Origin of the sequence: Burkholderia sp. BCC1985, assembly GCF_905339915.1 — a bacterium.
In the GTDB taxonomy this organism is placed as follows: Bacteria; Pseudomonadota; Gammaproteobacteria; order Burkholderiales; family Burkholderiaceae; genus Burkholderia.
In genome coordinates this window covers 133,245-158,356 of sequence record NZ_CAJPGY010000013.1, presented here as the reverse complement: position 1 = coordinate 158,356, position 25,112 = coordinate 133,245, and the positions used below count along the sequence as shown (strand labels likewise).

Annotated in this window: 20 protein-coding genes; 13 read left to right on the top strand and 7 right to left on the bottom strand. The window is 69.2% G+C overall.

Going from position 1 to position 25,112, the window contains the following annotated elements; all coding sequences use genetic code 11:
• The first annotated feature begins 6 nt into the window (after positions 1 to 6).
• Positions 7 to 1,146, top strand: coding sequence for a branched-chain amino acid ABC transporter substrate-binding protein (locus tag U4Z31_RS15960; protein WP_321810785.1), 1,140 nt, complete (start codon positions 7 to 9; stop codon positions 1,144 to 1,146).
• A 105-nt stretch (positions 1,147 to 1,251) separates the two neighbouring features.
• Here U4Z31_RS15960 and U4Z31_RS15955 read toward each other — a convergent pair whose 3' ends face one another.
• A complete protein-coding gene (locus tag U4Z31_RS15955; RefSeq protein WP_321810802.1) occupies positions 1,252 to 2,766 on the bottom strand; it encodes a class I adenylate-forming enzyme family protein in 1,515 nt (504 codons plus the stop codon).
• A gap of 33 nt (positions 2,767 to 2,799) precedes the next feature.
• Entirely contained in the window at positions 2,800 to 4,452 is a 1,653-nt protein-coding gene (locus tag U4Z31_RS15950; RefSeq protein WP_321810784.1) for an acyl-CoA dehydrogenase family protein, read from the bottom strand.
• A gap of 73 nt (positions 4,453 to 4,525) precedes the next feature.
• On the opposite strand from U4Z31_RS15950, the gene U4Z31_RS15945 reads away from it, so the two are divergent.
• The 4 genes from U4Z31_RS15945 (at position 4,526) to U4Z31_RS15930 (ending at position 8,922) form a co-directional block, all read left to right on the top strand.
• Positions 4,526 to 5,194 (top strand): TetR/AcrR family transcriptional regulator, encoded by a 669-nt coding sequence (locus tag U4Z31_RS15945; protein ID WP_321810783.1) that lies wholly within the window; start codon positions 4,526 to 4,528, stop codon positions 5,192 to 5,194.
• A gap of 227 nt (positions 5,195 to 5,421) precedes the next feature.
• On the top strand, positions 5,422 to 6,576 hold the full coding sequence (locus tag U4Z31_RS15940; protein ID WP_321810782.1) for a pyridoxal phosphate-dependent aminotransferase: 1,155 nt from the start codon (positions 5,422 to 5,424) through the stop codon (positions 6,574 to 6,576).
• 113 nt (positions 6,577 to 6,689) lie between these two features.
• Complete coding sequence (locus U4Z31_RS15935; protein ID WP_321810781.1) at positions 6,690 to 7,478, top strand: ABC transporter substrate-binding protein; 789 nt, start codon at positions 6,690 to 6,692, stop codon at positions 7,476 to 7,478.
• Positions 7,479 to 7,491: 13 nt separating this feature from the next.
• Entirely contained in the window at positions 7,492 to 8,922 is a 1,431-nt protein-coding gene (locus U4Z31_RS15930; RefSeq protein WP_321810780.1) for an FAD-binding oxidoreductase, read from the top strand.
• Between the two features lie 24 nt (positions 8,923 to 8,946).
• On the opposite strand, the gene U4Z31_RS15925 is transcribed toward U4Z31_RS15930, so the two are convergent.
• A complete protein-coding gene (locus U4Z31_RS15925; RefSeq protein WP_321810779.1) occupies positions 8,947 to 9,519 on the bottom strand; it encodes a PadR family transcriptional regulator in 573 nt (190 codons plus the stop codon).
• A 68-nt stretch (positions 9,520 to 9,587) separates the two neighbouring features.
• Positions 9,588 to 10,019 carry a Cd(II)/Pb(II)-responsive transcriptional regulator gene (gene cadR, locus U4Z31_RS15920; RefSeq protein ID WP_014895515.1) on the bottom strand — a complete coding sequence of 144 codons (432 nt, stop codon included), beginning with the start codon at positions 10,017 to 10,019 and terminating at the stop codon, positions 9,588 to 9,590.
• An 81-nt stretch (positions 10,020 to 10,100) separates the two neighbouring features.
• On the opposite strand from cadR, the gene U4Z31_RS15915 reads away from it, so the two are divergent.
• Complete coding sequence (locus U4Z31_RS15915; protein WP_321810778.1) at positions 10,101 to 12,590, top strand: heavy metal translocating P-type ATPase; 2,490 nt, start codon at positions 10,101 to 10,103, stop codon at positions 12,588 to 12,590.
• A 13-nt stretch (positions 12,591 to 12,603) separates the two neighbouring features.
• Positions 12,604 to 12,969: a zinc ribbon domain-containing protein gene (locus tag U4Z31_RS15910; protein WP_321810777.1), complete on the top strand. Its 366-nt coding sequence runs from the start codon at positions 12,604 to 12,606 to the stop codon at positions 12,967 to 12,969.
• 143 nt (positions 12,970 to 13,112) lie between these two features.
• On the opposite strand, the gene U4Z31_RS15905 is transcribed toward U4Z31_RS15910, so the two are convergent.
• Positions 13,113 to 13,991 carry an AraC family transcriptional regulator gene (locus U4Z31_RS15905; protein ID WP_321810776.1) on the bottom strand — a complete coding sequence of 293 codons (879 nt, stop codon included), beginning with the start codon at positions 13,989 to 13,991 and terminating at the stop codon, positions 13,113 to 13,115.
• Between the two features lie 278 nt (positions 13,992 to 14,269).
• Between U4Z31_RS15905 and U4Z31_RS15900 the strand changes: the two genes are divergently transcribed.
• From U4Z31_RS15900 to eutC, 4 genes are all read left to right on the top strand, one after another.
• Complete coding sequence (locus tag U4Z31_RS15900) at positions 14,270 to 15,733, top strand: mechanosensitive ion channel (protein ID WP_044848392.1); 1,464 nt, start codon at positions 14,270 to 14,272, stop codon at positions 15,731 to 15,733.
• A 210-nt stretch (positions 15,734 to 15,943) separates the two neighbouring features.
• Positions 15,944 to 17,356, top strand: coding sequence for an ethanolamine permease (eat, locus tag U4Z31_RS15895; protein ID WP_321810775.1), 1,413 nt, complete (start codon positions 15,944 to 15,946; stop codon positions 17,354 to 17,356).
• 106 nt (positions 17,357 to 17,462) lie between these two features.
• Entirely contained in the window at positions 17,463 to 18,860 is a 1,398-nt protein-coding gene (locus U4Z31_RS15890) for an ethanolamine ammonia-lyase subunit EutB (protein WP_321810774.1), read from the top strand.
• Positions 18,857 to 19,648 (top strand): ethanolamine ammonia-lyase subunit EutC, encoded by a 792-nt coding sequence (gene eutC, locus U4Z31_RS15885; protein ID WP_044848389.1) that lies wholly within the window; start codon positions 18,857 to 18,859, stop codon positions 19,646 to 19,648. The genes U4Z31_RS15890 and eutC overlap by 4 nt, the downstream gene beginning before the upstream one ends.
• Before the next feature lie 61 nt (positions 19,649 to 19,709).
• On the opposite strand, the gene U4Z31_RS15880 is transcribed toward eutC, so the two are convergent.
• Positions 19,710 to 20,594, bottom strand: coding sequence for a LysR family transcriptional regulator (locus U4Z31_RS15880; protein ID WP_321810773.1), 885 nt, complete (start codon positions 20,592 to 20,594; stop codon positions 19,710 to 19,712).
• A 150-nt stretch (positions 20,595 to 20,744) separates the two neighbouring features.
• On the opposite strand from U4Z31_RS15880, the gene U4Z31_RS15875 reads away from it, so the two are divergent.
• Complete coding sequence (locus U4Z31_RS15875) at positions 20,745 to 22,352, top strand: MFS transporter (RefSeq protein ID WP_321810772.1); 1,608 nt, start codon at positions 20,745 to 20,747, stop codon at positions 22,350 to 22,352.
• Positions 22,353 to 22,711: 359 nt separating this feature from the next.
• Here the strand turns inward: U4Z31_RS15875 and U4Z31_RS15870 are convergent, their stop codons facing one another.
• Positions 22,712 to 23,140 (bottom strand): pyridoxamine 5'-phosphate oxidase family protein, encoded by a 429-nt coding sequence (locus U4Z31_RS15870; protein WP_124486842.1) that lies wholly within the window; start codon positions 23,138 to 23,140, stop codon positions 22,712 to 22,714.
• 317 nt (positions 23,141 to 23,457) lie between these two features.
• Here U4Z31_RS15870 and U4Z31_RS15865 point away from each other — a divergent pair, with 317 nt between their 5' ends.
• The gene (locus U4Z31_RS15865; RefSeq protein ID WP_124486843.1) at positions 23,458 to 24,984 is read left to right on the top strand and encodes an aldehyde dehydrogenase family protein; all 1,527 of its coding nucleotides are present in this window, start codon (positions 23,458 to 23,460) and stop codon (positions 24,982 to 24,984) included.
• Positions 24,985 to 25,112: the final 128 nt, after the last annotated feature.

Sequence of the window (25,112 nt, the reverse complement as noted above, 5' to 3'; positions counted from 1 at the left end):
GAAGCTATGCAACACACGATGAAAAAGCTGGCAGGCGCGACGTTCGTCGCCGTCATGTCGCTGGCGGGGACGGCCCATGCGGATGACGTGAAGATCGGTTACGCAGGGCCGATGACGGGCGCCCAGGCTCACTACGGCAAGGATATGCAGAACGGGATCGCGCTCGCGCTGGAAGACTTCAACGCGACCGGCCCGAAGATCGGCGGCAAGCCGGTGAAGTTCGTGCTCGAGACGCAGGACGACCAGGCTGACCCGCGCACCGGCACGACGGTCGCGCAGAAGCTCGTCGACGACGGCATCAAGGGCATGCTCGGCCACTTCAACTCGGGCACGACGATTCCCGCTTCGCGCATCTACGCGAACGCCGGCATTCCGCAAATCGCGATGGCGACGGCGCCGGAATACACGCAGCAGGGTTACAAGACGACCTTCCGCATGATGACGTCCGACACGCAGCAGGGCTCGGTGGCGGGCACCTTCGCGTCGAAGGATCTCGGCATGAAGAAGATCGCGATCGTCGACGACCGCACGGCCTACGGCCAGGGTCTCGCCGACCAGTTCGAGAAGGCCGCGAAGGCCGGCGGCGCGACGATCGTCGACCGTGAATTCACGAACGACAAGGCGGTCGACTTCAAGGCGATCCTGACCAAGCTGAAGGCCGCGAAGCCGGACCTCGTCTACTACGGCGGCGCGGATTCGCAGGCAGCGCCGATGGTCAAGCAGATGAAGACGCTCGGCATCACCGCACCGCTGATGAGCGGCGAAATGGTGAAGACGCCGACGTTCCTGAAGATCGCGGGCAACGCGGCCGACGGCACGATCGCATCGCTGGCAGGCCTGCCGCTCGAAGAAATGCCGGGCGGCAAGACCTACGCCGACAAGTACAAGAAGCGCTTCGGCGAAGACGTGCAGACGTACTCGCCGTACGCGTACGACGGCGCGATGGCGATGCTCAACGCGATGAAGAAGGCCGATTCGACCGATCCGGCGAAGTACCTGCCGGTGCTCGCGAAGACCGACATGGCCGGCGTCACGTCGTCGCACGTCGCGTACGACGCGAAGGGCGACCTGAAGAACGGCGGCATCACGATGTACAAGGTCGAGAAGGGCGAGTGGAAGCCGCTGAAGAGCATCGGCGGCAAGTAAGCATGGCGTGAGCGCGGGCGGGGGCGTCGCAATGCCCCGTCCCGCATCGCGTGCGAACAAGCCATCGGGCCGTCGGGTCCGGTGGCTTTTTCTTTGGCTTCGGCGTTACTCGCGCTCGCGCCGCGTGCGCAGCAGGAACTTCTGCAGCTTGCCGGTCGGCGTGCGCGGCAGCGTTTCCGCGAACACGAATTCGCGCGGAATCTTGTACGCGGCGAGCCGCTCGCCGCAGAACGCGCGCAGCGCATCCGCATCGGGCGCGGCGCTCGCGCGCAGCACGACGTGCGCGACGACCGTCTCGCCCCATTCCGGATGCGGGACGCCGACGACGGCCGCTTCCGCGATGTCCGGATGCGCGTCGAGCACGTCCTCCACTTCTTTCGAATAGACGTTCTCGCCACCCGTCACGATCATGTCCTTCAGCCGGTCGACGATGAACAGGTAGCCATCCTGATCGATCCGCGCGATGTCGCCGGTGCGATACCAGCCGTCCGGCGCGAACGCGGCGCGCGTCGCGGCCGGGTCGTCGAGATAGCCGAGCATCATGCTGTCGGCCTTCAGCCAGATCTCGCCGGTGTCGCCCGGCAGCGCGTCGGCGCCATTGCTCCGCACGACCCGCAGGTCGACGCCGGGGCCGCCCTGGCGACCGATCGAGCCGGCCTTCGCGATCTGTTCGTCCGGATACAGCGTGGTGCCGGCCGGGCCCGTTTCCGTCATTCCGTACACCTGGAAGAACGCGTTGCTGCGATACGCATGCGCGAGCCGTTCGGCCTGCGCGGCGCCGATCGGGCCGCCGCCGTACAGCCATGCGCGCACGCTCGACAGGTCGAACGCCGCGAAGCGCTCGATCGTGTCGAGCGGCAGCGTATACGACACCGGCGCGCCGAAATACAGCGTCACGCGCTCACGCTCGACGGCCTGCAGGAAGCGTAGCGGATGGTATTCGCGCAGCAGCACGACGGTGCCGCCTGCGTACAGCGTGCCGCCGAACCAGTTGTTCAGCGGCGACGAATGCCAGATCGGCATCGCCATCAGCGTGCGTTCGTTACGGCCGATGCCGGTCGCGAGCGCCGCCTGCATCGCTGCGAGCGTCACGGCGCGATGGCTGTGCACGCAGCCTTTCGGGCGGCCGGTCGTGCCGGACGTGTAGAGGATCTGCGCGACGTCGCCGTCGGCCGGCTCGATGCCCGCGACGCCGTCCATCGCCGCGCACATCGCGTCGAAGTTCGGCGTGCCGGCGGCGTCGCCTTCGGTGACGAGCCGCCGCACCGGATGGATCACGCGCGCCAGCACCGGCGCGAGCGCCGCGTCGAACAGGAGCACCTTGCTGCCGCTGTGCTCGAGCACGTAGTCGACTTCCGGCGCCTGCAGCTTGTGGTTGATCGGCACGAACGCGGCGCCGAGCCGCCACGCGCCGAACATCAGGTCGACGAACGCGGGCGTGTTCAGGCACATCGCGGCGACGCGGTCGCCGGCCGCGACGCCGAGTGCGCTCAGCACGGCCGCCGCGCGATGCGAACGCTCGCGCGCGGCGGCGTACGTGATCGCCGTGTCGTCGTGGATCAGGAACGGCTTGTCGGGCGTCGCACGGGCGGCGCGGTCGAGGGCGGCGACGAGGTTCATCATGGCTCCACGCGAGGAGGACGAGCGGGCGCGTCAGGCCGGGTACGCGCGCTGCAGCAGCGCAGCGACGTCGAGCGCGTGCGGGTCGAAGCCGCCCGCGATGCGGCCCCAGTCGGGCGCGGCAAGCCGGGTCGCGACGAATGCGTCGGCGACGAACGCAGGCGCGTCGCGCCGCAGCAGGCACGCCTGCGCGACCAGCGCGAGCCGTTGCGCGAACACCCGGGCCGACGCCTCGAGCGTGTCGGCCGGCGCCGCGAGCATCGCGCGCAGCGTATCGAGCGCCGCGCGGATGCGCGGTTCGCCGGCGCCGAGGTCGGCCAGTTCGGCGAGCAGCGCCGCGGCCGCGTCGGGCTCGCGCGACACCGCGCGCAGCACGTCGAGGCACATCACGTTGCCGGAGCCTTCCCAGATCGAGTTGACCGGCGCTTCGCGGAACAGGCGCGCGATCGGGCCGTCGTCGACGTAGCCGTTGCCGCCGAACACCTCCATCACCTCGCCGGTCAGCTCGACCGCGCGCTTGCAGACCCAGAATTTCGCGGCGGGCGTGACGATCCGCTTCCACGCGCGTTCGCGCGGCGCGTCGTCGCGCTCGAACGCGTCGGCCAGGCGCATCGCGAGCACGAGCGCGGCCTCGCTTTCGAGCGCGAGATCGGCGAGCACGGTGCGCATCAGCGGCTGCTCGGCGAGCGCGCGGCCGAACGCGTGGCGCCGCCGCGTGTACGCGATCGCCTGCACGACGCCCTGGCGCAGCATCGCCGCGCTGCCGAGCACGCAGTTCAGCCGCGTGTAGGTGGCCATCTCGATGATGGTCGGAATGCCGCGGCCTTCGTCGCCGAGCATGATTCCCCATGCGTCGTTCAGCTCGATCTCGCTGCTCGAGTTGCTGCGGTTGCCGATCTTGTTCTTCAGCCGCTGGATCTCGACCGCGTTCTTCGTGCCGTCGGGCCGCCAGCGCGGCACGTAGAAGCACGACGGGCTGCCCGCTTCGGTGCGCGCGACGACCAGGTGCGCGTCGCACATCGGCGCGGAAAAGAACCACTTGTGGCCGCGCAGCCGGTATTCGCCGCCGCGCCCGCCCGCGCCGACCGGGGTCGCCAGCGTCGTGTTCGCGCGCACGTCGGAGCCGCCCTGTTTCTCGGTCATCCCCATGCCGAACCAGATCGAGCGCTTGTCGGCGACCGGCACGTCGCGCGGATCGTAGTCGTCGCTGTACAGCCTGTCGCGCAGCAGGCCCCACAGCGCCGGCTCCTTCTGCAGCACCGGAATCGCGGCCTGCGTCATCGTCGCCGGGCACAGCGTGCCGGCCTCGATCTGGCCGTGCAGGTAGAAGCCGGCCGCGGTCGCGGCCCAGCGGCCGGGGCGCGTGTCGCGGAATGCGAGCGACACGAAGCCTTCGTTGCGATACATGCCGAGCAGCGTGTGCCAGGCCGGATGGAAGTCGACGCGGTCGATGCGCCGGCCGCGCCGGTCGAACGCGTTCAGTTCCGGCGCGTGGCGGTTCGCTTCGTCGGCGAGCTGTGCGGTGTCGGCGCTGCCGAGCCGCGCGCCGTACGCGTCGAGCCGCGGCACGGCCCAGTCGGCGCCCGCGCGGGCGAGTGCGTCGCGCAGCGCGACGTCGGTGGCGAAGAGGTTATAGTCGACCAGTTCGTCGAACTGGTTCGTGACGTCTCGGGTCGATTCGGTCATCGGGCTGTCTCCGGTCTCGTGCGTCGCGGTCTGCCGGTCAAACGCGTTTCCGCTGAATTTCAGAGTAGCAAATATGCCGCCGCGACATGTTCAGGTTCCGGCGCCGCCCGGCCAGCCGGCGGCGCAACCCGCGCCCGCGCTGCGTCGCCGGCCGCGCCAGTCGCGCGCGCAGGCCACGTCCGACGCGCTCCAGCAGGCCTTCGTTCAGCTTTTGCTCGAGCGCGGCTACGCGAAGGCGACGATTCGCGAGATCGCGGCCGTCGCGGGCGTGAGCGTCGGCACTTTCTACGAATACTTCGGCGACAAGCAGAGCCTCGCCGCGCTGTGCATCCACCGGCGCGTGCTGGCGCTGGCCGACCGGCTGCGCGATGCGGCGCATGGGCTGCGCGGCGCGCCGCGCGCCGAGCTCGCGGCCGTGCTCGCCGACCTGCAGGTCGACGCGATCGGCGCCGACGCCGCGCTGTGGAGCGCGTTTTTCGTGCTGGAGCGGCAGGTGTCGCCGCTCGCCGCGTACCGGCGGCATTACGACGCCTTTGTCGCGCTGTGGCGCGACGCGCTCGCGCAGGCCGCCGATCCGCCGCCGGCCGCGCGGCTCGACGGGATCGCCCGGATGGCGCATGCGGTCTGCTACGGCGGCGTGTCCCAGGCGCTGCTCACGCTCGGGCCGGCACTGGACCTCGAAGCGTTGCGCGGCGAGTTGCACGCCGTGCTGAGCGCCTATCTGGCGGCCGCGGGCGCGTGACGCGCGGCGTGGCCGCGCGCGTCCAGGGGAAATGCCGGATTCGCATGCATTGCTGCTCATTCGGCCTTGGTGTCGAGCCAAGCGTATGGCCGCTCATGAGAAAAACGCATGGCCGCCATGACGAACTTTCGGTTGTCCGCCGATATTGGCTCGGGCTAAATCATTCCCGATGAGACCGGCCGCGCGCATCGCACGGGCCGGCCCGAAGGACATCAGAAGGAGAACTCATGCGAAGCGCCACCAGGCCCCGTTCGAAACTGCCGGACGTCGGGACGACGATCTTCACGGTGATCGGCCAGCTTGCCGCACAGCACGATGCGCTGAACCTGTCGCAGGGCGCGCCGAATTTCGCGCCGGATCCGGCGCTCGTCGACGGCGTCGCGCGCGCGATGCGCGACGGCCACAACCAGTACGCGCCGATGGCCGGCCTCGCGTCGCTGCGCGAACGGCTCGCGGAGAAGACCGAGGCGCTGTACGGCACGCGCTACGATCCGGGCACCGAGATCACGGTGATCGCGAGCGCGAGCGAAGGGCTCTACGCGGCGATCAGCGCGCTCGTGCATCCGGGCGACGAAGTGATCTATTTCGAGCCGTCGTTCGACAGCTATGCGCCGATCGTGCGGATGCAGGGCGCGACGCCGGTCGCGATCAAGCTGTCGCCCGAACATTTCCGCGTGAACTGGGACGAAGTGGCCGCCGCGATCACGCCGCGCACGCGGATGATCGTCGTCAATACGCCGCATAACCCGACCGCGACCGTGTTCTCCGCCGACGATCTCGAACGGCTCGCGCAGCTCACGCGCGATACCGGCATCGTGGTGCTGTCGGACGAGGTCTACGAGCACGTCGTGTTCGACGGTGCGCAGCACCAGAGCGTCGCGCGTCACCGCGAGCTGGCCGAGCGCAGCGTGATCGTGTCGTCGTTCGGCAAGTCGTTCAACGTGACGGGCTGGCGGGTCGGGCATTGCATCGCGCCGGCCGAACTGATGGACGAGATCCGCAAGGTGCACCAGTTCATGGTGTTTTCGGCCGATACGCCGATGCAGGTCGCGTTCGCGGAGATCCTCGCGCGGCCGGAAAGCTATCTCGGCCTGTCGGCGTTCTACCAGGCCAAGCGCGACCTGCTGGCGCGCGAGCTGGCCGGGTCGCGCTTCGAGCTGCTGCCGAGCGAAGGCTCGTTCTTCATGCTCGCGCGGTTCCGCCACTTCTCGGACGAGCGCGACAGCGACTTCGTGCTGCGCCTGATCCGCGATGCGCGCGTCGCGACGATTCCGCTGTCGGCGTTCTACACCGACGGCACCGACGCGGGCGTGATCCGCCTCAGTTTCTCGAAGGACGACGCGACGCTGATCGAGGGCGCGCGGCGGTTGCGTTCGCTGTAATCGCGGGCGCGGCCCGCACCCAAGCAGGCGACGTGTACGTCGCACCGAAAGTCACGGACGGGACCGGCGCACGTGCCGAAGCGCGGCGCCGACCGGCCAGCCAGGAGATCACGATGAAGCATGCACACACCCTCAAACTCGCGTTCGCATTCGCGTGCGCGCTCGGCTCCGGCGCGGCATCGGCCGACGGGCAAACGCTGCGTTTCGGCCTCGAGGCGCAATATCCGCCGTTCGAGTCGAAGGCGCCGAACGGCGACCTGCAGGGCTTCGACATCGACGTCGGCAACGCCGTCTGCCAGACCGCGAAGCTGTCGTGCAAGTGGGTCGAGACGTCGTTCGACGGGCTCATTCCCGCGCTGCAGGGCCGCAAGTTCGACGCGATCAACTCGGCGATGAACGCGACCGAGCAGCGGCGCCAGGCGATCGACTTCACGACGATCATCTACCGCGTGCCGACGCAGCTGATCGCGCGCACCGGCAGCGGCCTGCTGCCGACGCCGGAAGCGCTGAAGGGCAAGCGCGTCGGCGTGCTGCAGGCGTCGATCCAGGAAACCTACGCGAAGGCGCACTGGGAGCCGGCCGGCGTGTCGATCGTCGCGTACCAGGACCAGAACCAGGTGTATTCCGACCTCGTGTCGGGCCGCCTCGACGCGACGCTGGTGCTCGCGCCGGCCGGCCAGCGCGGCTTCCTGTCGCGCCCGGACGGCAAGGGCTTCGCGTTCGTCGGCCAGCCGGTGCGCGACGACCGGATTCTCGGCAGCGGGATCGCGTTCGGCCTGCGCAAGGGCGACGACGCGCTGAAGGGGAAGCTCGATGCGGCGATCGACAAGCTGAAGGCGGACGGCACGGTGAAGTCGCTCGGCCAGAAGTACTTCGGCGACATCGACATCTCCACCAAGTAAGCGGACGCGCACGATGCAGAGCCTGGAGACGGCCGCCGCGCGTGGCGGCCACGATGTAGCCGCGCCGGCGGACGACGCGCTCGAGGCGGCGCTCGTCGCCGCGCTGGGCGACACGCTGGTCACGCGGGCGGCCGAGATCGATCCGCGCTACTTCACCGCGTACAACGAGCCGGCCGGCGTGCGGCCGCGCGCGCTGGTGCGGCCGCGCAGCGTCGACGACGTGTCGCGCACGCTCGCGCTGTGCACGCGGCTCGGGCAGCCGGTCGTGCCGCAGGGCGGCCTCACCGGGCTCGCGCGCGGCGCGGTCGCGCTGGGCGGCGAGATCGTGCTGTCGATGGAGCGTTTCGCGGGCGTCGAGTCGATCGACGCGGCGGCGGGCACGATGACGGTGCGCGCCGGGACGCCGCTGCAGACGGTGCAGGAGGCAGCGGACGCGGCGGGCTTCACGTTCGGCGTCGATCTCGGCGCACGCGGTTCGTGCCAGATCGGCGGCATGCTCGCGACCAACGCGGGCGGCACGCGCGCGATCCGTTACGGCATGATGCGCGAGCAGGTGCTCGGCCTGGAAGCCGTGCTCGCCGACGGCACCGTCGTGTCGTCGATGAACCGGATGCTGAAGAACAACGCGGGCTACGACCTGAAGCAGCTGTTCATCGGCAGCGAAGGCACGCTCGGCATCGTCACGCGTGCCGTGCTGCGGCTGCATCCGAAGCTGGCCGCGCCGGCCACCGCGCTCTGTCGCGTGCACGGCTACGATGCCGTGGTCGGGTTGTGGAACCGTCTGCGCGCACTGCCCGAGCTCGTCAGTTTCGAAGCGATGTGGCCGGCCTTCTACGACTACGTGGCGCGTCATACGCCCGGCGTCGTCGCGCCGTTCTCGGGCGACGGCGGCTTCGCGGTGCTGATCGAGTGCGCGACGAGCGCACCGGGCGGCGATGCGCGCGCGGCGCTGGAAAACGGCCTGGCGGATGCGATCGACGCGGGGCTCGTGGACGATGCGGCGCTGGCGACGTCGGAGCGGCAGGCGCGCGACTTGTGGACCCTGCGCGAAGGCCTCGCAATCGATGCGCTGCCGCATCTGGTGAACTTCGACGTGAGCCTGCCGACGGGCGAACTCGGCCTGTTCGCCGAGCGCTGCGAAGCGGCATTGCGCGCGGCCTGGCCCGACATCGTTTGTCTTTTCTTCGGCCACGTCGGCGACGGCAACGTGCATGTCGGCGTATCGCTCGACGGCATGGGCGACGCCAACGCCGATGCGATCGATCGCTGCGTGTACACGGTCGTCCGGGACATGGGCGGCTCGGTGTCGGCGGAGCACGGCATCGGCATGCTCAAGCGAGCCTATCTCGCGCACACGCGCAGCGAAGCGGAAATCGGCCTGATGCGGCGCCTGAAGGCCGCGCTCGATCCCGTCGGCGTGCTCAACCCCGGCAAGGTGCTTTGAGCGACGCGCGTCGATGGCTGCGCGTCAGCCGTCGACCCAGCGCAGCGCGCCGATCTTCAGGTGTTCGACGACGCTGCGCGCCCAGTCGAGCTCCGCGTTCAGCAGCACGAGCGCATGCTCGTTGTGCAGCAGGAACAGGCGCGGCACCTGGTCGTTCTGCGCGGCGTTGCGCAGCGACTCGAGACGTTCGCGTTCGGCTTCGAGCGCGGCGATGCGGCGCTCGAGTTGCCGGCGTGCATCGTCGGCATCGAGCAGCGGCAGGAACGCGAGGCCGGCGCCGAATGCCGGAAACTCGCGCGCGGGCTCCGCGAGCAGCGCATGCAGCCATGCCTGGCCGGCCGTATGTCCGGCTTCGGTCAGCGTGTACAGCGTGCGCTCGGGAAACGCGCCGTCGCGCTCGGTGTCGTGCACGGCGATCAACCCGTCGCGCAGCAGCCGGTCGATCGTCTGATACAGGCTCGTGCGCTGCCGCACGTTGACGACTTCGTCGTAGCCGCGCGCCTTCAACTGCTGCAGCATTCCGTATGGATGCATCGGCGTTTCGGTGAGCGTCGCGAGGACCGCGAGTGCGAGCGGAGACGGGCGGCTTGTTGACATGAATAGTTGTGTTATGTCTAGTAAAAATATAACTAGTATCAACTAGACTATCATATTCCACAAGGATTTCAGCCGAGGTGCGAGCGCTTTGCGGCCGGCGCGACGGTTTCCATCGTCGCGAGACCGTGCACGATTCCACAGTCCTCGACCGAATGTTCGCCCACACACTGGCGGCGCAATTCGGTGAGCTGGTCGCGCAGATGCGTCAGTTCCGCGAGGCGCGCATCGACGTGGCCGATGTGTTCGTCGAGCAGCGCATTGATCGAATCGCACGGGTCGGCCGGCGTGTCGGTGAGCTGCAGCAGCGCGCGGATTTCGTCGTGCGCCATGTCGAGCGCGCGGCAGTTGCGGATGAAGCGCAGCCGCTCGACGTGCACGTCGGTGTAGTTGCGGTAGTTCGAATCGGTGCGCTCCGCATCCGGCATCAGCCCCTCCTTCTCGTAGAAGCGGATCGTCTCGGGTGTGCAGCGGGCCGCCTTGGCCAGTTCGCCGATCTTCATGGCTTTCTCCTTTGCAAGGGTTGACCTTGTAGTGGCTTCAGGGTGTTAACTGTACTCCGTCAAGCCATAGAGGAGGTTGTCATGACCGACGCGCAGCGTACCCACGACCCACGACACCGTCATGCCGGCGGCGCCGAGACCTGCTGCGCCGATGCGCGCGACCCCCAGGCGGCGACCGTTGGCGACGCGGCGTCGGCGGCCGGCGAGCACGCGCACGCGCACGCGCACGGCGACGGGCATGGCGATGCGCACGGCCACGCGCACGACGACGGGCACGGGCACGGCGCGCATGACCATGCTGATCACGATCACGATCACGATCACGATCACGATCACGACCACGACCACGACCACGACCACGCGGCCGGTGCCTGCTGCGCGCCGGCCGCGCTGACGCTCGCACCGCTGCCGGCCGCGCGCGCGACCGCGTCGGGTCACGTGCGCTCCGCGTTCCGGATCATGCAGATGGACTGCCCGACCGAGGAAACGCTGATCCGCAAGAAGCTCGGCGGGATGCAGCAGGTGTCGGCGCTCGAATTCAACCTGATGCAGCGGATGCTGACCGTCGACCACGTGGCCGGTGCGCAGCCTGCGATCGAAAGCGCGATCCGTACGCTCGGGATGACGCCGGAGGCCGCGTCGGCCGACGCGCCGGCAACGCCGGTCGCGCCGCCGCCCGCGAAGCCGTGGTGGCCGCTCGCGGTGGCCGGCGTCGCCGCGATCGCGTCCGAGGCCGTGAGCTGGGCCGGCCTGCCGGTGTGGCTGTCGGCGGTGCTGGCGCTCGCGGCCGTGTTCACGTGCGGGCTGACCACCTACAAGAAAGGCTGGATCGCGATTCGCAACGGCAACCTGAACATCAACGCGCTGATGAGCATCGCGGTGACGGGCGCGATGGCGATCGGCCAGTGGCCGGAAGCCGCGATGGTGATGGTGCTGTTCACGATCGCCGAGCTGATCGAGGCGAAGTCGCTCGATCGCGCGCGCAATGCGATCCAGGGCCTGATGCAGCTCGCACCGGACACCGCGACCGTGCAGGACATCGACGGCACGTGGCGCACGATCGAGGCCGCGCAGGTCGCGCTCGGCGCGATCGTGCGCGTGAAGCCGGGCGAGCGGATCGGGCTGGACGGCGAAGTGGTCGCGGGCCGCTCGACGGTGAACCAGGCGCCGATCACCGGCGAGAGCCTGCCGGTCGACAAGACGGCAGGCGACGCGGTGTACGCGGGCACGATCAACGAAGCGGGTTCGTTCGACTATCGCGTGACCGCGGTTGCCGCCAACTCGACGCTCGCGCGGATCATCCACGCGGTCGAGGAAGCGCAGGGCGCGAAGGCGCCGACGCAGCGCTTCGTCGACCGGTTCGCACGCGTCTATACGCCGATCGTGTTCGCGGTCGCGCTGCTGGTCGCGGTGGCGCCGCCGCTCGTCATGGGCGGCGCGTGGCACGACTGGATCTACCGCGCGCTGGTGCTGCTCGTGATCGCGTGCCCGTGCGCGCTGGTGATCTCGACGCCGGTGACGATCGTGTCGGGGCTCGCGGCCGCCGCGCGGCGCGGGATTCTCGTGAAGGGCGGCGTGTATCTGGAAGAAGGCCGCAAGCTCGCGTGGCTCGCGCTCGACAAGACCGGCACGATCACGCACGGCAAGCCGGTGCAGACCGATTTCGACCTGCATGCGACGGACGTCGACGCGGCGCGCGTGCGTCATCTCGGCGCGAGCCTCGCGGCGCGCTCCGATCATCCGGTGTCGCAGGCGATCGCCGCGGCGGCGCGTGACGCGCAGACGGCGGCGTTTGCCGACGTAGAGGAGTTCGAAGCACTCGTCGGGCGCGGTGTGCGCGGCACCATCGACGGCGCGCGCTACTGGCTCGGCAACCACCGGCTCGTCGAGGAGCTCGAACGCTGCTCGCCGGCGCTGGAGGCGAAGCTCGACGCACTCGAGCGGCAGGGCAAGAGCGTCGTGATGCTGGTCGACGACACGCGCGTGCTCGGCATCTTCGCGGTGGCCGACACGATCAAGGACACCAGCCGCGCGGCGATCGCCGACCTGCACGCGCTCGGCATCCGCACCGCGATGCTGACCGGCGACAACCCGCACACCGCGCAGGCAATCGCGCAGCAGGCCGGCATCGACGATGCGCGCGGCAACCAGTTGCCCGAGGACAAGCTCGCGGCGGTCGAGGAATTGTCTGCGGGCGGCGCGGGCGCGGTCGGGATGGTCGGCGACGGGATCAACGACGCACCGGCGCTCGCGCGTGCCGACATCGGCTTCGCGATGGGCGCGATGGGCACCGACACGGCGATCGAGACGGCCGACGTCGCGCTGATGGACGACGACCTGCGCAAGATTCCCGCGTTCGTGCGGCTGTCGCGCGCGACGCACCGCGTGCTGGTGCAGAACATCGGCTTCGCGCTCGGCGTGAAGATCGTGTTCCTCGGCCTGACGGTCGCCGGGCTCGGCACGATGTGGATGGCCGTGTTCGCCGATGCGGGTGCGAGCCTGATCGTCGTCGGCAACGGCTTGCGGCTGCTGTCGAAGACGGGCGTGTTCGACAGCGCGCGGACGCAGTGACGAGGAGCGGGCGATGAGCTTTCTGAAACGGATCCTGGGTGGCCACGGTGGCGGTCATGGCGGTGGGCAAGGAAGCGGCCACGGTAGCGGCGGGCATCATGGCGGAGCGGGCCGGGAAGGCCATGGCGGCCACGATGCGCGCGGCCGCGATCGTCACGGCTGGGGCTGGCAGCCGTCGGCCGACGCGCAGGGCGGCACGAGCAGCAACGTGCCGCTGCGTCAGCTCGCCTGTGCGGGCTGCGGCGCCATCAACGCGGCGGATGCGCGCTTCTGCGCGCAGTGTGGTGTAGCGCAGCGGGGCAAGGCATGCAGCCGCTGCCACGCGGCGCTGGCCGCTGACGCGCGCTTCTGTCCGGGCTGCGGCACGCAGGCCGGGTAAGGCTCGATCGTCGGCCTCGATGCCGGCGTGACGGCCGATCTCCAAGGGCGGCGTGGCGCCTGCAACGGGCGTCGCCGGGCCACGGCGTGCGGGCTCGCTCCGAGCTTTCGAGCCCTCGAGCCCCCGAACCCGGGACCTGCCGCTCAACGCAGCGGCAAATGAATCTCGGTGCGCAGGTCGGCCGGCGCCGCATCCATCGGCGTATTCAGATACAGCTCGAACGGCGGTGCGTCCGCGGCTTCGCGGCCCGAGTGACGCAGCCAGTCGCCATACAGCCACTGGTAAGCGGTCTTGAGGTCCGCATACGGCCCGGTATGCAGCAGCACCGCATACTCGCCGCCCGCGATCGTGATGCGCTCGACCGGCGGCGTCGGCTCGACGTCCGGCGCGCCGCCAGCCGGCACGAAGCACGCTTTCGCTCGCAATTGCGCTTCGGGCGTGGTGTCCGGATCGTCGTAGAAGATCCCGATCATCTTCGCGCCGGGGCCGATCAACCCGTGCTGCCCGACCCACGCGCCGATCTGCCCGAACGCGTCGCCGACCTTCAGGTAAGCGCCCGTATGCGCCACCGCATAACCGCGCAATTCCGGCTGCCGCCGGATCTCGACTTCATGCTTGAACATGTCTTCCTCTCCTCGCTGTAACGGATAGACCGGCCGGTGGACCCCGGCGCGCCGGTGCTGCGCGGGCGGCACGCCGTAAGCATCCCGAAATGCGCGTGCGAACGCGTGCGTCGAACCGTAGCCGGCGCGCCGGGCGATCGCGTCGAGCGGCAGCGCCGTGCAGACGAGGTCCTCCGATGCGCGCACGATCCGCATCCGCCGCACCGTCAGCACGATCGACTCGCCGTACAGCGCGCGATAGACGCGCTGCCAGTGATACGGCGACAGGCACGCGATGTCGGCGAGCCGGTTCAGGTCGAGCGTGTCGTCGAGGTGCGTGCGGATGTGGTCGTGAACGCGCGCGATGCGTGCTGCATAGCGGGCCCACGCGCGCGTTTCGGCTTTCGTGTCGACGGTCATGCGTGCGTCCCCCGGCAGGAATCGACGTCACGGTAGCACGCCGCCGATTGATAAATCTTGCGGAGATGCGTAGGCGCACCGAATCCGCCCCTTTTTAATTTCGCCGAAATGGGGTCTCGTCCCCGTCGAGATATGTCTAAAGTTAAAGACGGTGAAATCGGGTGATCGCGTCATTTTTCTCGGGTAAGTTGCTTGGGGCGGCAACGCACGGTTTTCGAAGTACGCAGGTAGTTCGTCGATGTTCAATCGCAACGCCACGTTTTTCGGGAGAAGAAGAAATGGATGCTTCCAGCTTCATCACGTCGCTGCAGACCACGCTAGGCGGATACCTGCCGAAGATTGCCGGCGCGATCGGCATCCTGGTGATCGGCTGGCTGATCGCCGTCGCGGTGCGGGCCGGCGCGCTCCGGCTGCTCAACGCGCTGAAGGTCGATCAGCGGATCAACGAAAGCACCGGCCAGGGCGCGTGCGTCGAGCGGATCATCGCCGGCGGGCTGTTCTGGCTCGTACTGCTCGTCACCGCGGTGGGCATCTTCAACGTGCTCAACCTGTACGCGGTGTCCAATCCGTTCTCGCTGCTCGTCACCCACATCGTCAACTACCTGCCGAACCTGATCGGCGGCGCGGCGCTGACGCTGATCGCGTGGCTGATCGCGTCGCTCTTGCGCAGCCTCGCGAACCGTGCGCTGAAGGCGAGCAAGGTCGACGACAAGCTGTCCGAAAGCGCGGGCATGCAGCCGATGAGCGGCTATCTCGGCGACGTGCTGTTCTGGCTCGTGATCCTGATGTTCCTGCCGGCGATTCTCGCGTCGTTCGCGCTGTCCGGCCTGCTGTCGCCGGTGCAGGGGATGGTCGACAGGCTGCTCGCGATCGTGCCGAACCTGTTCGCGGCCGCGGTGATCGGCTTCGTCGGCTGGGTCGTCGCGCGCGTGCTGCGCGGCCTCGTGACGAACCTGCTGGTTGCCGCCGGCGCCGATCGCCTCACGCAGGGTCTCGACAGCCCGACGCCGGTGCGCGTGTCGAGCCTGATCGGCACCATCGTCTACGTGTTCGTGTTCGTGCCGACGCTGATCTCCGCGCTCGACGCGCTGAAGATCGACGCGATCTCGATTCCCGCCACCAACATGCTGAACCAGTTCCTCGGCGCGGTGCCCGACATCGTCGCGGCGATCGTGATCGTGCTCGTCACGTTCTATTTCGCGCGCTTCGTCGCGTCGCTCGCGCAGAAGCTGCTGGAAGCCGCCGGCGCCGACGGGCTGCCGGCCGTGCTCGGCGTCGAGCGCGTGTTCTCGGGGATCCTGCAGCCGTCGGTGCTGGTCGCGCGGCTGATCGTGTTCTTCGCGATGCTGTTCGCGTCGGTGGAGGCTGCGAACCGGCTCGGCTTCACGCAGGTGCGCGACGTCGTCACGCTGTTCATCGAATTCGGCGGCCATGTGCTGACGGGCGGCGTGATCCTCGTGATCGGCGTGTGGCTCGCGGGCCTCGCGCGCCGCGTGATCGAGCAGGCCGACCGCGAGCACAGCGTGCTGTTCGCACGGATCGCGCAGTTCGCGATCCTCGGCCTGGTGTTCGCGATGGGGCTGCGCGCGATGGGCATCGCCAACGAGATCGTGCAGCTCGCATTCGGCCTCGTGCTCGGCGCGATCGCGGTGGCGGTCGCGCTGTCGTTCGGCCTCGGCGGCCGCGAGGCGGCCGGCAAGCTGCTCGACCGCTGGTTCAACCAGCGCGGCGGCGGTCAGTAACGCTGGTGACGCGTCGGCCGTCCGGCCGCTTCGCGCGGCCGGACGGTGTGTGCATGACGCTCGTGGAGAGCCACCCACCGCCCACCGTTGCCGTCAGCGAAACGTCAGCCGTCATCTTTGCCGAATTTCGATAACACGTCGTTTAATGACTCTCTAGCATCGATTCTCAGTCGCGCGGGCCCGCAGGCCGGCGCCTTTCAGGAGAATCCGATGGAAGCAGAGTCGAATGGCCGGCCCGCCGCCGGCGCCAAGTCGTCCGGCCAGCCCGCGCTGCAGCAGACGCTCGGGACCTGGCAACTGTGGGGCATCGCGGTCGGCCTCGTGATTTCAGGCGAATACTTCGGCTGGAGCTACGGCTGGGCGAGCGCCGGCACGCTGGGTTTCGTCGTCACCGCGCTGTTCGTCGCGGCGATGTACACCACCTTCATCTTCAGCTTCACCGAGCTGACGACGTCGATCCCGCACGCGGGCGGCCCGTTCGCGTATGCGCGCCGCGCGTTCGGCCCGGCGGGCGGCTATCTCGCCGGCGCCGCGACGCTCGTCGAGTTCGTGTTCGCGCCGCCCGCGATCGCGCTCGCGATCGGCGCGTACCTGCATGTGCAGTTTCCGGGGCTCGAACCGAAACACGCGGCGATGGGCGCGTATCTCGTGTTCATGGCGCTGAACATCGTCGGCGTGCAGATCGCCGCGACGTTCGAGCTGGTCGTCACGCTGTTCGCGATCTTCGAGCTGCTGGTGTTCATGGGCGTCGTGTCGCCGGGCTTCGCGTGGAGCAACTTCATGAAGGGCGGCTGGTCGGGCGCCGATCATTTCAGCGTCGGCGCATTCCACGGCATGTTCGCCGCGATCCCGTTCGCGATCTGGTTCTTCCTCGCGATCGAAGGCGTCGCGATGGCCGCCGAGGAGGCGAAGAACCCGAAGCGCTCGATCCCGATCGCGTACGTGGCCGGCATCCTGACGCTCGTCACGCTCGCGATCGGCGTGATGGTATTCGCCGGCGGCGCGGGCGACTGGACCAAGCTCGCGAACATCAACGACCCGCTGCCGCAGGCGATGAAGTACATCGTGGGCGCGAACAGCGGCTGGATGCACATGCTCGTGTGGCTCGGGCTGTTCGGGCTCGTCGCGTCGTTCCACGGGATCATCCTCGGCTATTCGCGCCAGATCTTCGCGCTGGCCCGCGAAGGTTATCTGCCGGAATGGCTCGGCAAGGTGCATCCGCGCTTCAAGACACCGCATCGCGCGATTCTCGCGGGCGGCGTGGTCGGCATCGCCGCGATCTACAGCGACGAGCTGATCCAGTTCGGCGGCCAGACGCTCACCGCGAACATCGTGACGATGTCGGTGTTCGGCGCGATCGTGATGTATATCGTAAGCATGGCGGCGCTGTTCAAGCTGCGCCGCTCGCAGCCGAACCTGGAGCGACCGTTCCGCGCGCCGCTGTACCCGTTCTTCCCGGCGTTCGCGATCGTTGCAGCCCTGATTTGCCTTGCGACGATGGTGTACTTCAACGGGCTGGTGGCGATGGTGTTCGTCGCGTTCCTCGCGCTCGGCTACGCGTACTTCCTCGCGACCCGTTCGCAGCGTGCGAGCGCACCGGGCGACGCGCTGCTCGAGGAATGAGGATGGCCGACCCGAACGGCCGTTCGTGACGGCATGCGGCGCGCCCCGTCGAACGGGCGCGCCGTCGGCGTCAGGCAAGGCAAGGACTGGCAAGGAGATTCGAACGATGTCCTACACGGAGACGATCGGTCCGCGCACGTACCGTTTCGCGGACCTGAAGACGCTGCTCGCGAAGGCGAGCCCGCTGCGCTCGGGCGACCAGCTCGCCGGCGTCGCGGCGGCGAGCGAGGAGGAGCGCGTGGCCGCGAAGATCGCGCTCGCGGGCGTGCCGCTGAAGGCGTTCCTGAACGAAGCGCTGATTCCGTACGAACACGACGAGGTTACGCGCCTGATCCTCGACGATCACGACGCGGCCGCGTTCGCGGAGATCTCGCACCTCACTGTCGGCGACTTCCGCAACTGGCTGCTGTCGCCGGCGGCCGACGGCGCCGCGCTCGAACGGATCGCACCGGGCCTCACGCCCGAGATGGTCGCGGCCGTGTCGAAGCTGATGCGCAACCAGGACCTGATCGCGGCCGCGCGCAAGCGCCGCGTCGTCACGCGCTTTCGCAACACGGTCGGGCTGGCCGGCCGGATGTCGGTGCGGCTGCAGCCGAACCATCCGACCGACGACGTGAAGGGCATTGCCGCGTCGATGCTCGACGGGCTGATGTACGGCTGCGGCGACGCGATGATCGGCATCAACCCGGCGACCGACAGCCTCGCGGCGATCGTGAAGCTGCTCGCGATGATCGACGGGTTCCGCGAACGCTACGGCGTGCCGACGCAGTCGTGCGTGCTCACGCACGTGACCAACACGATCGCGGCGATCGAGAAGGGCGCGCCGGTCGACCTGGTGTTCCAGTCGATCGCGGGCACCGAGAAGGCGAACGCGAGCTTCGGGATCTCGCTCGCGCTGCTCGGCGAGGCGCGCGAGGCCGCGTTGTCGCTCAAGCGCGGCACCGTCGGCAACAACCTGATGTACTTCGAGACGGGGCAAGGTAGCGCGCTGTCGGCGAACGCGCATTTCGGCGTCGACCAGCAGACCTGCGAGGTGCGCGCGTATGCGGTCGCGCGCAAGTTCGATCCGTTCCTCGTGAACACGGTGGTCGGCTTCATCGGGCCCGAATACCTGTACGACGGCAAGCAGATCATCCGCGCGGGGCTCGAGGATCACTTCTGCGGCAAGCTGCTCGGCGTGCCGATGGGCTGCGACATCTGCTACACGAATCACGCGGAAGCCGACCAGGACGACATGGACACGCTGCTGACGCTGCTGGGCGCGGCCGGCATCAACTTCATCATGGGCATCCCGGGCGCGGACGACGTGATGCTGAACTATCAAAGCACGTCGTTTCACGACCAGCTCTACGTGCGCGAGGTGCTCGGCCTGCGCCGCGCGCCCGAGTTCGAGGAATGGCTGGAGACGATGGAGATCGCCGACGCGCGCGGCGCGCTGCGCGCCGCGAGCCCGCGCGTGCCGCTGCTCGCGGGCGCGAACGACTGGATGGGGATTTCGGCATGAGCGACGCCGTCGAAAAGAACCCGTGGGCGCAGCTGAAGTCGTTCACGAACGCGCGGATCGCGCTCGGCCGCGCGGGCAGCAGCCTGCCGACCGCGCCGCTGCTCGCGTTCAACCTGTCGCACGCGCAGGCGCGCGACGCGGTGCACCAGCCGCTCGACGCGGACGCGCTGCGCCGCGAGATCGACGCGGCCGGCTTCGCGACGCTCGGCGTGCAGAGCGCGGCGCCCGACCGCCAGCATTACCTGCGCCGGCCCGATCTCGGCCGCAAGCTGTCCGATGACGGACGCGCGCTGCTGGCCGGCTACGGCGCGGCGCTCGACGACGCGCCGGAGGTGGTGTTCGTGGTCGGCGACGGGCTGTCGGCGTTCGCGGCCGCGAAGCAGGCGCTGCCGCTGCTGCAGGCCGTGTGCCCGCGGCTCGAAGCGGACGGCTGGCGGATCGGCCCGGTGGTGGTCGCGACGCAGGCGCGCGTCGCGCTCGGCGACGAGATCGGCGAACTGCTGCGCGCGCAGGTCGTCGCGATGCTGATCGGCGAACGGCCGGGGCTCAGCTCGCCGGACAGCCTCGGCGTGTACCTGACCTGGGCGCCGAAGGTCGGCTGCCACGACGCGCTGCGCAACTGCATCTCGAACGTGCGACCCGAAGGGCTGCCGCACGCCGCGGCCGCGCACAAGCTGCACTACCTGATGACGCACGCGCGCCGGCTCGGCCTCACGGGCGTCGGGCTGAAGGACGACAGCGATGCGCTGTTGCCGCAGGCGGAAGCGGAGCGGATCGGCGCGGATTGAGGCGGATTGGCGCGGATTGGTGCTGATCGTTGAGGATCGATCGCGCGACCGCGCCGTCCGTCTACTTGAACAGCCGCTCGCACAGGAAGTCGACGAACACGCGCAGCTTCGGCGACAGCTGCCGGCTCGACGGCCACACGATCGAGAACTGCCCCGGCGCGATCCGGTAGTCGTCGAGCACCGTGACGAGCGCGCCCGTGTCCAGCGCGTCGCGCGCGAGGAAATCGGGCATGTAGCCGATGCCGAGCCCCGCCATCACCGCGCCGCGCAGCGCTTCCATGTTGTTGCAGGTCATCGCGGTGCGCAGCTTCAGCGGCGTGCCGTCGTCGGCGGCGAGCGCCCAGTCCTGCAGCTTGCCGGTGGTCGGGAAACAGTAGCGCACGCAATCGTGCGCTTCGAGATCGCGCGGCGCGCGCGGCGTGCCGGCCTGCGCAAGATACGCGGGCGTCGCGCACAGCACGAACGCGAACGGGCCGAGCCGCCGCGACATCAGGCGCGAGTCCGACAGCGGGCCGCTGCGGATCACAGCGTCGAAGCCGCCTTCGACGACATCGACCATCCGGTCGTTGAAATCCAGGTCGAGCTCGACGTCCGGATAGCGCTGCCTGAATTCGGGCAGCACCGGCAGCAGGAACCGATAGCCGATCACCGGCAGGCTCACGCGCAGCTTGCCGCGCGGGCGCTGCGCGGCGGCCGTCACGGTCGCCTCCGCGTCGCGAAAATCCTCGAGGATCCGCTGGCAGCGTTCATAGAAATGGCGCCCTTCGTCGGTCAGCGTGACGCGCCGCGTCGTGCGGTTGAACAGGCGCACGCCGAGCGACTGCTCGAGCCGCGCGATCGTCTTGCCGACGGCGGACGCCGAGATGCCGAGCGCGCGGCCGGCCGCGACGAAGCTGAGCGCTTCGGCGGTGCGGACGAAGGCGGCGATGCCGTTCAGGTTTTCCATCGACGTAGGCGGGCGAGCGGATGCGATGCGGTGAATTGAGGAATTTTAGTCCGTTATATACGGAGCAACGCATTGTTTTTCGGTGATTGAATCGAAATTATCCTTGATCGCGCTTGAGGCGCATCCGCGCCGGCTTTTCGAGGAGCAATGATGGATCACCCGTTTTCAGCCGATTCAGCCACGTCGGCACGCCGGCGCGCGTGGGTGCTGGCCGCCGTCTGCATGGCCGCCGTCGCGCTGCCGCTGTCGTTTTCGGGCGGCGCGGTCGCGACGCCCGCGATCGGCCGCGACCTGCACGGCGGCCCGGTCGCGATGAACTGGATCACCAACGCGTTCATGCTCGCGTTCGGCAGTTTTCTGATGGCGGCGGGCGCGCTGGCCGACCAGTTCGGCCGCAAGCGCCTGTTCGCGATCGGCGTCGGCGGCTTCACGCTGATGTCGGTTGCGCTCGCGTTCGCGCCGTCGATGCTCGCGGTCGACCTGCTGCGCGGCGCGCAAGGGCTCGCGGCGGCCGCGGCGCTCGCGGGCGGCACGGCCGCGCTGGCGCAGGAGTTCGACGGCGCGGCGCGCACGCGTGCGTTCAGCCTGCTCGGCACGACCTTCGGCATCGGGCTCGCGTTCGGGCCGGTGCTCGCCGGCTGGCTGATCGCGCACGGTGGCTGGCGTGCGATCTTCGTCACGGGCGCGGCGGCGGGCGCCTCGTCGCTCGGGTTCGGGCTGCCGCGCATGCACGAGTCGCGCGATCCGCATGCGACGGGGCTCGACTGGCCCGGCACCGCAGCGTTCACCGCCGCGCTCACGCTGTTCACGTTCGGCGTGATCGAGGCACCCGCGCGCGGCTGGACGCATCCGCTCGTCGTTGTGCTGCTGGCGGGCGCGGTGCTCGGCGCGTGCGCATTCGTCGCGATCGAGACGCGCGTCGCGCGGCCGATGCTCGACCTCTCGCTGTTCCGGATTCCGCGCTTCGTCGGCGTGCAGGTGCTGCCGGTGTCGACCTGCTGCTGTTACATCGTGCTGCTCGTCGTGCTGCCGCTGCGCTTCATCGGCATCGACGGTTTCAGCGAAATCGACGCGGGCTGGCTGATGCTCGCGATCTCCGCGCCGATGCTCGTCGTGCCGCTCGTCGCGGCGACGCTCACGCGCTGGCTGTCGGCCGGCGTGATCTCGGGGCTCGGGCTCCTGCTCGCGGCGGCGGGCCTCGTATGGCTGGGCGTCGCGCTGCGCGGCGGCGCGGGGCCGGCGGCGATCGCGCCGATGCTCGCGATCGGCGTCGGGGCCGGCATGCCGTGGGGGCTGATGGACGGGCTGTCGGTCAGCGTCGTGCCGAAGGAGCGCGCGGGGATGGCGACCGGGATCTTCAGCACGACGCGCGTGGCGGGCGAAGGGATCGCGCTAGCGATCGCCGGCGCGGTGCTGGCGACCCTCGCGCACGCCGATTTGCGGCAGGCGGCGACGGGAACATCCGACGCGACGCTGCGGGCGGCCGCGCGCCTCGCGACCGGTGATCTCGCCGGTGCGGCGGCCGGGTTGCCGGGCGTCGGTCGTGCGGCGCTGCTCGCGAGCTACGTGCATGCATTCGATCGGCTGCTGATCGGGCTCGCGGTCGTCACGGGGCTGTGTGCGGTGGTGGTGTTCGCGTTTCTCGGTGCACGGCCGGCAGTGGCGGAAGCGCGCGGCGATGACGGCGAACAGGCGCATACCGACGCGCGGGCGCGTCGCCGGACCGAACCGGCTTGCGTGGAAGCAAGCGGGCGGTGAGTGTGCGGTGAGCGGGGCGTCGTCGGGGGCGCGCAGGTCGACAATCGCGGACCGCGCGCCCGGGCATTTTGCGATCGCGCGAATCCGCGTACCGAAGATCGGCCCCGCGCGCGAATGACCGTAGAGCGTTGCGTCGCCGGGCACACGCTCATCGGGAACGGCGCCGGCGCGCTCCTGCACCGACGACTCGCCCGGCGCGTCACGTTTGCGCAAGCGGCCGCAGCGCCTCATCGGCCCATGCGCGCCCGCCTTGCCGCGACGGCGGCATGGTGCGGCGACTCGCGCCAGCACGAGCGGCCGCAGCGCCTCACCGGCCCAGGCACGCGCGCCGTGCCGCAACGACGGCATGGTGCGGCGCCTCACGCCAGCACGAGCGGCGGCAATTCCGCATCGGCCCGCGCGTGCGCGCTTTCCACGTCAACGACCACATAACGCAGCGCATCCGGCCACAGCTGCGCGCGGCTTCCCGCCTCTTCGTCGATCGTCGCGCGCCCCTGCACGAGCCACGTCGTCTGCCGGACGAAATCGACGAACAGCAGCGCGATCGCCGGATTCACGAGCAGGTTGCCGATCGTGTTGAACAGGTTGTTGCCCGCGAAGTCGGGCAGTACGAGCGTGCGGCGATCGGGCAGGTCGACGAGCGGGGCGAACGAACCGTCCGCGCGCGGCTGCCGGCCGCGATACGAGCAGTCGGCGTCGCCCGCCGCGTTCGCGGTCGCGACGATCAGGAATGCCTGTTCATGGATGAACGCGACGACATCGTCGCTCAAGGGGCCCGGTTGGTTCATGGTTCGGTCGGCGCGTGGCCGATGCGTGCGGATCCGCGTTCCGCACGCAAGCGACATGCCATGCGGCGAGCGTGGCGCGCAGCGGTGCGTGCGCATCTGCGCTGTGAAAAATCCGAACACCCGTCGTACCCGCTGTGCCGTCCCGGTGTTCAGAATCGGGACACTCGTGTTCGGTGCGCCGGCATCGCCCCCGGCGGGCGCCCGGACGCACCGCTCCTGTTCCGTTTTCGCCCGGTTTGGCACGCATGTTGCGTAAACCGTGCAGCGCGATCCAACCGGCGCTGCATTCACACAAGCACGATGAACAGGAGACATGTATGAACCCGTTTGACCTGAAACAACTGGGCCTCGACGTCGAATACCCGTACCGTCAGCAATACGACAACTACATCGGCGGCAAGTGGGTTCCGCCGGTGAAGGGCGAGTATTTCGAGAACGTGTCGCCGATCAACGGCAAGCCGTTCTGCCGCGTGCCGCGCTCCAGCGCCGACGACATCGAGGTCGCACTCGATGCCGCGCACGCCGCGCGCCGCAAGTGGGGCAAGACGTCGGTCACCGAGCGCGCGAACCTGCTGCTCGCCGCCGCCGACCGGATGGAAAAGAACCTGAAGCTGCTCGCGGTGGCCGAGACGATCGACAACGGCAAGCCGCTGCGCGAGACGATGGCGGCCGACCTGCCGCTCGCGATCGACCACTTCCGCTATTTCGCGGGCTGCATCCGCGCGCAGGAAGGCGGCATCTCCGAGATCGACGACAACACCGTCGCGTATCACTTCCACGAGCCGCTCGGCGTCGTCGGCCAGATCATCCCGTGGAACTTCCCGCTGCTGATGGCCGCGTGGAAGCTCGCACCGGCGCTCGCGGCCGGCTGCTGCGTGGTGATGAAGCCGGCCGAGCAGACGCCCGCGTCGGTGCTGGTGCTGATGGAGCTGATCGGCGACCTGTTCCCGGCCGGCACGATCAACATCGTCAGCGGCTTCGGCAAGGAAGCGGGCGAGGCGCTCGCGACCAGCAAGCGGATCGCGAAGATCGCGTTCACCGGTTCCACGCCGGTCGGCAAGCACATCCTGCGCGCGGCGGCCGAGAGCCTGATCCCGTCGACGGTCGAACTGGGCGGCAAGAGCCCGAACATCTTCTTCGCCGACGTGCTCGACCAGGACGACGCGTTCCTCGACAAGGCGCTCGAAGGCCTCGCGATGTTCGCGCTCAACCAGGGCGAAGTGTGCACGTGCCCGTCGCGGATCCTGATCCAGGAATCGATCTACGAACGCTTCATCGAGAAGGCCGTCGCGCGCGTCGAGCGCATCAAGGGCGGCCACCCGCTTGACCTGCAGACGATGATCGGCGCGCAGGCGTCGCAGCAGCAGCTCGACAAGATCCTGTCGTACATCGACATCGGCCGCGACGAAGGCGCGCAATGCCTGACGGGCGGCGAGCGCACGGCACCGGCTGCCGACCTCGGCACGGGCTATTACGTGAAGCCGACGATGCTGTTCGGCAACAACAAGATGCGCGTGTTCCAGGAAGAGATCTTCGGGCCGGTCGCGTCGGTGATGACGTTCAAGGACGAGCAGGAGGCGATCGAACTCGCGAACGACACGTTCTACGGGCTCGGCGCGGGCGTGTGGACGCGCAACGGCACGCGTGCGTACCGGATGGGCCGCGAGGTCGAGGCCGGCCGCGTGTGGACCAACTGCTACCACCTGTACCCGGCGCACGCGGCGTTCGGCGGCTACAAGCAGTCCGGCATCGGCCGTGAGACGCACAAGATGGCGCTGTCGAACTATCAGCAGACGAAGTGCCTGCTGGTCAGCTACCAGGCCGAGGCGCTCGGGTTCTTCTGATCGCCGCAGCAGGGGGCGAAGTGCCGGGGCCGGCCGGGCGGCAGCGCAACGCTGCCCGGTACGGCGGCCGGTGCCGGACGACGGCGACGCGTCCGGTGCCGGCTTGCCGTGGAAGGTGCGGCGGTCGG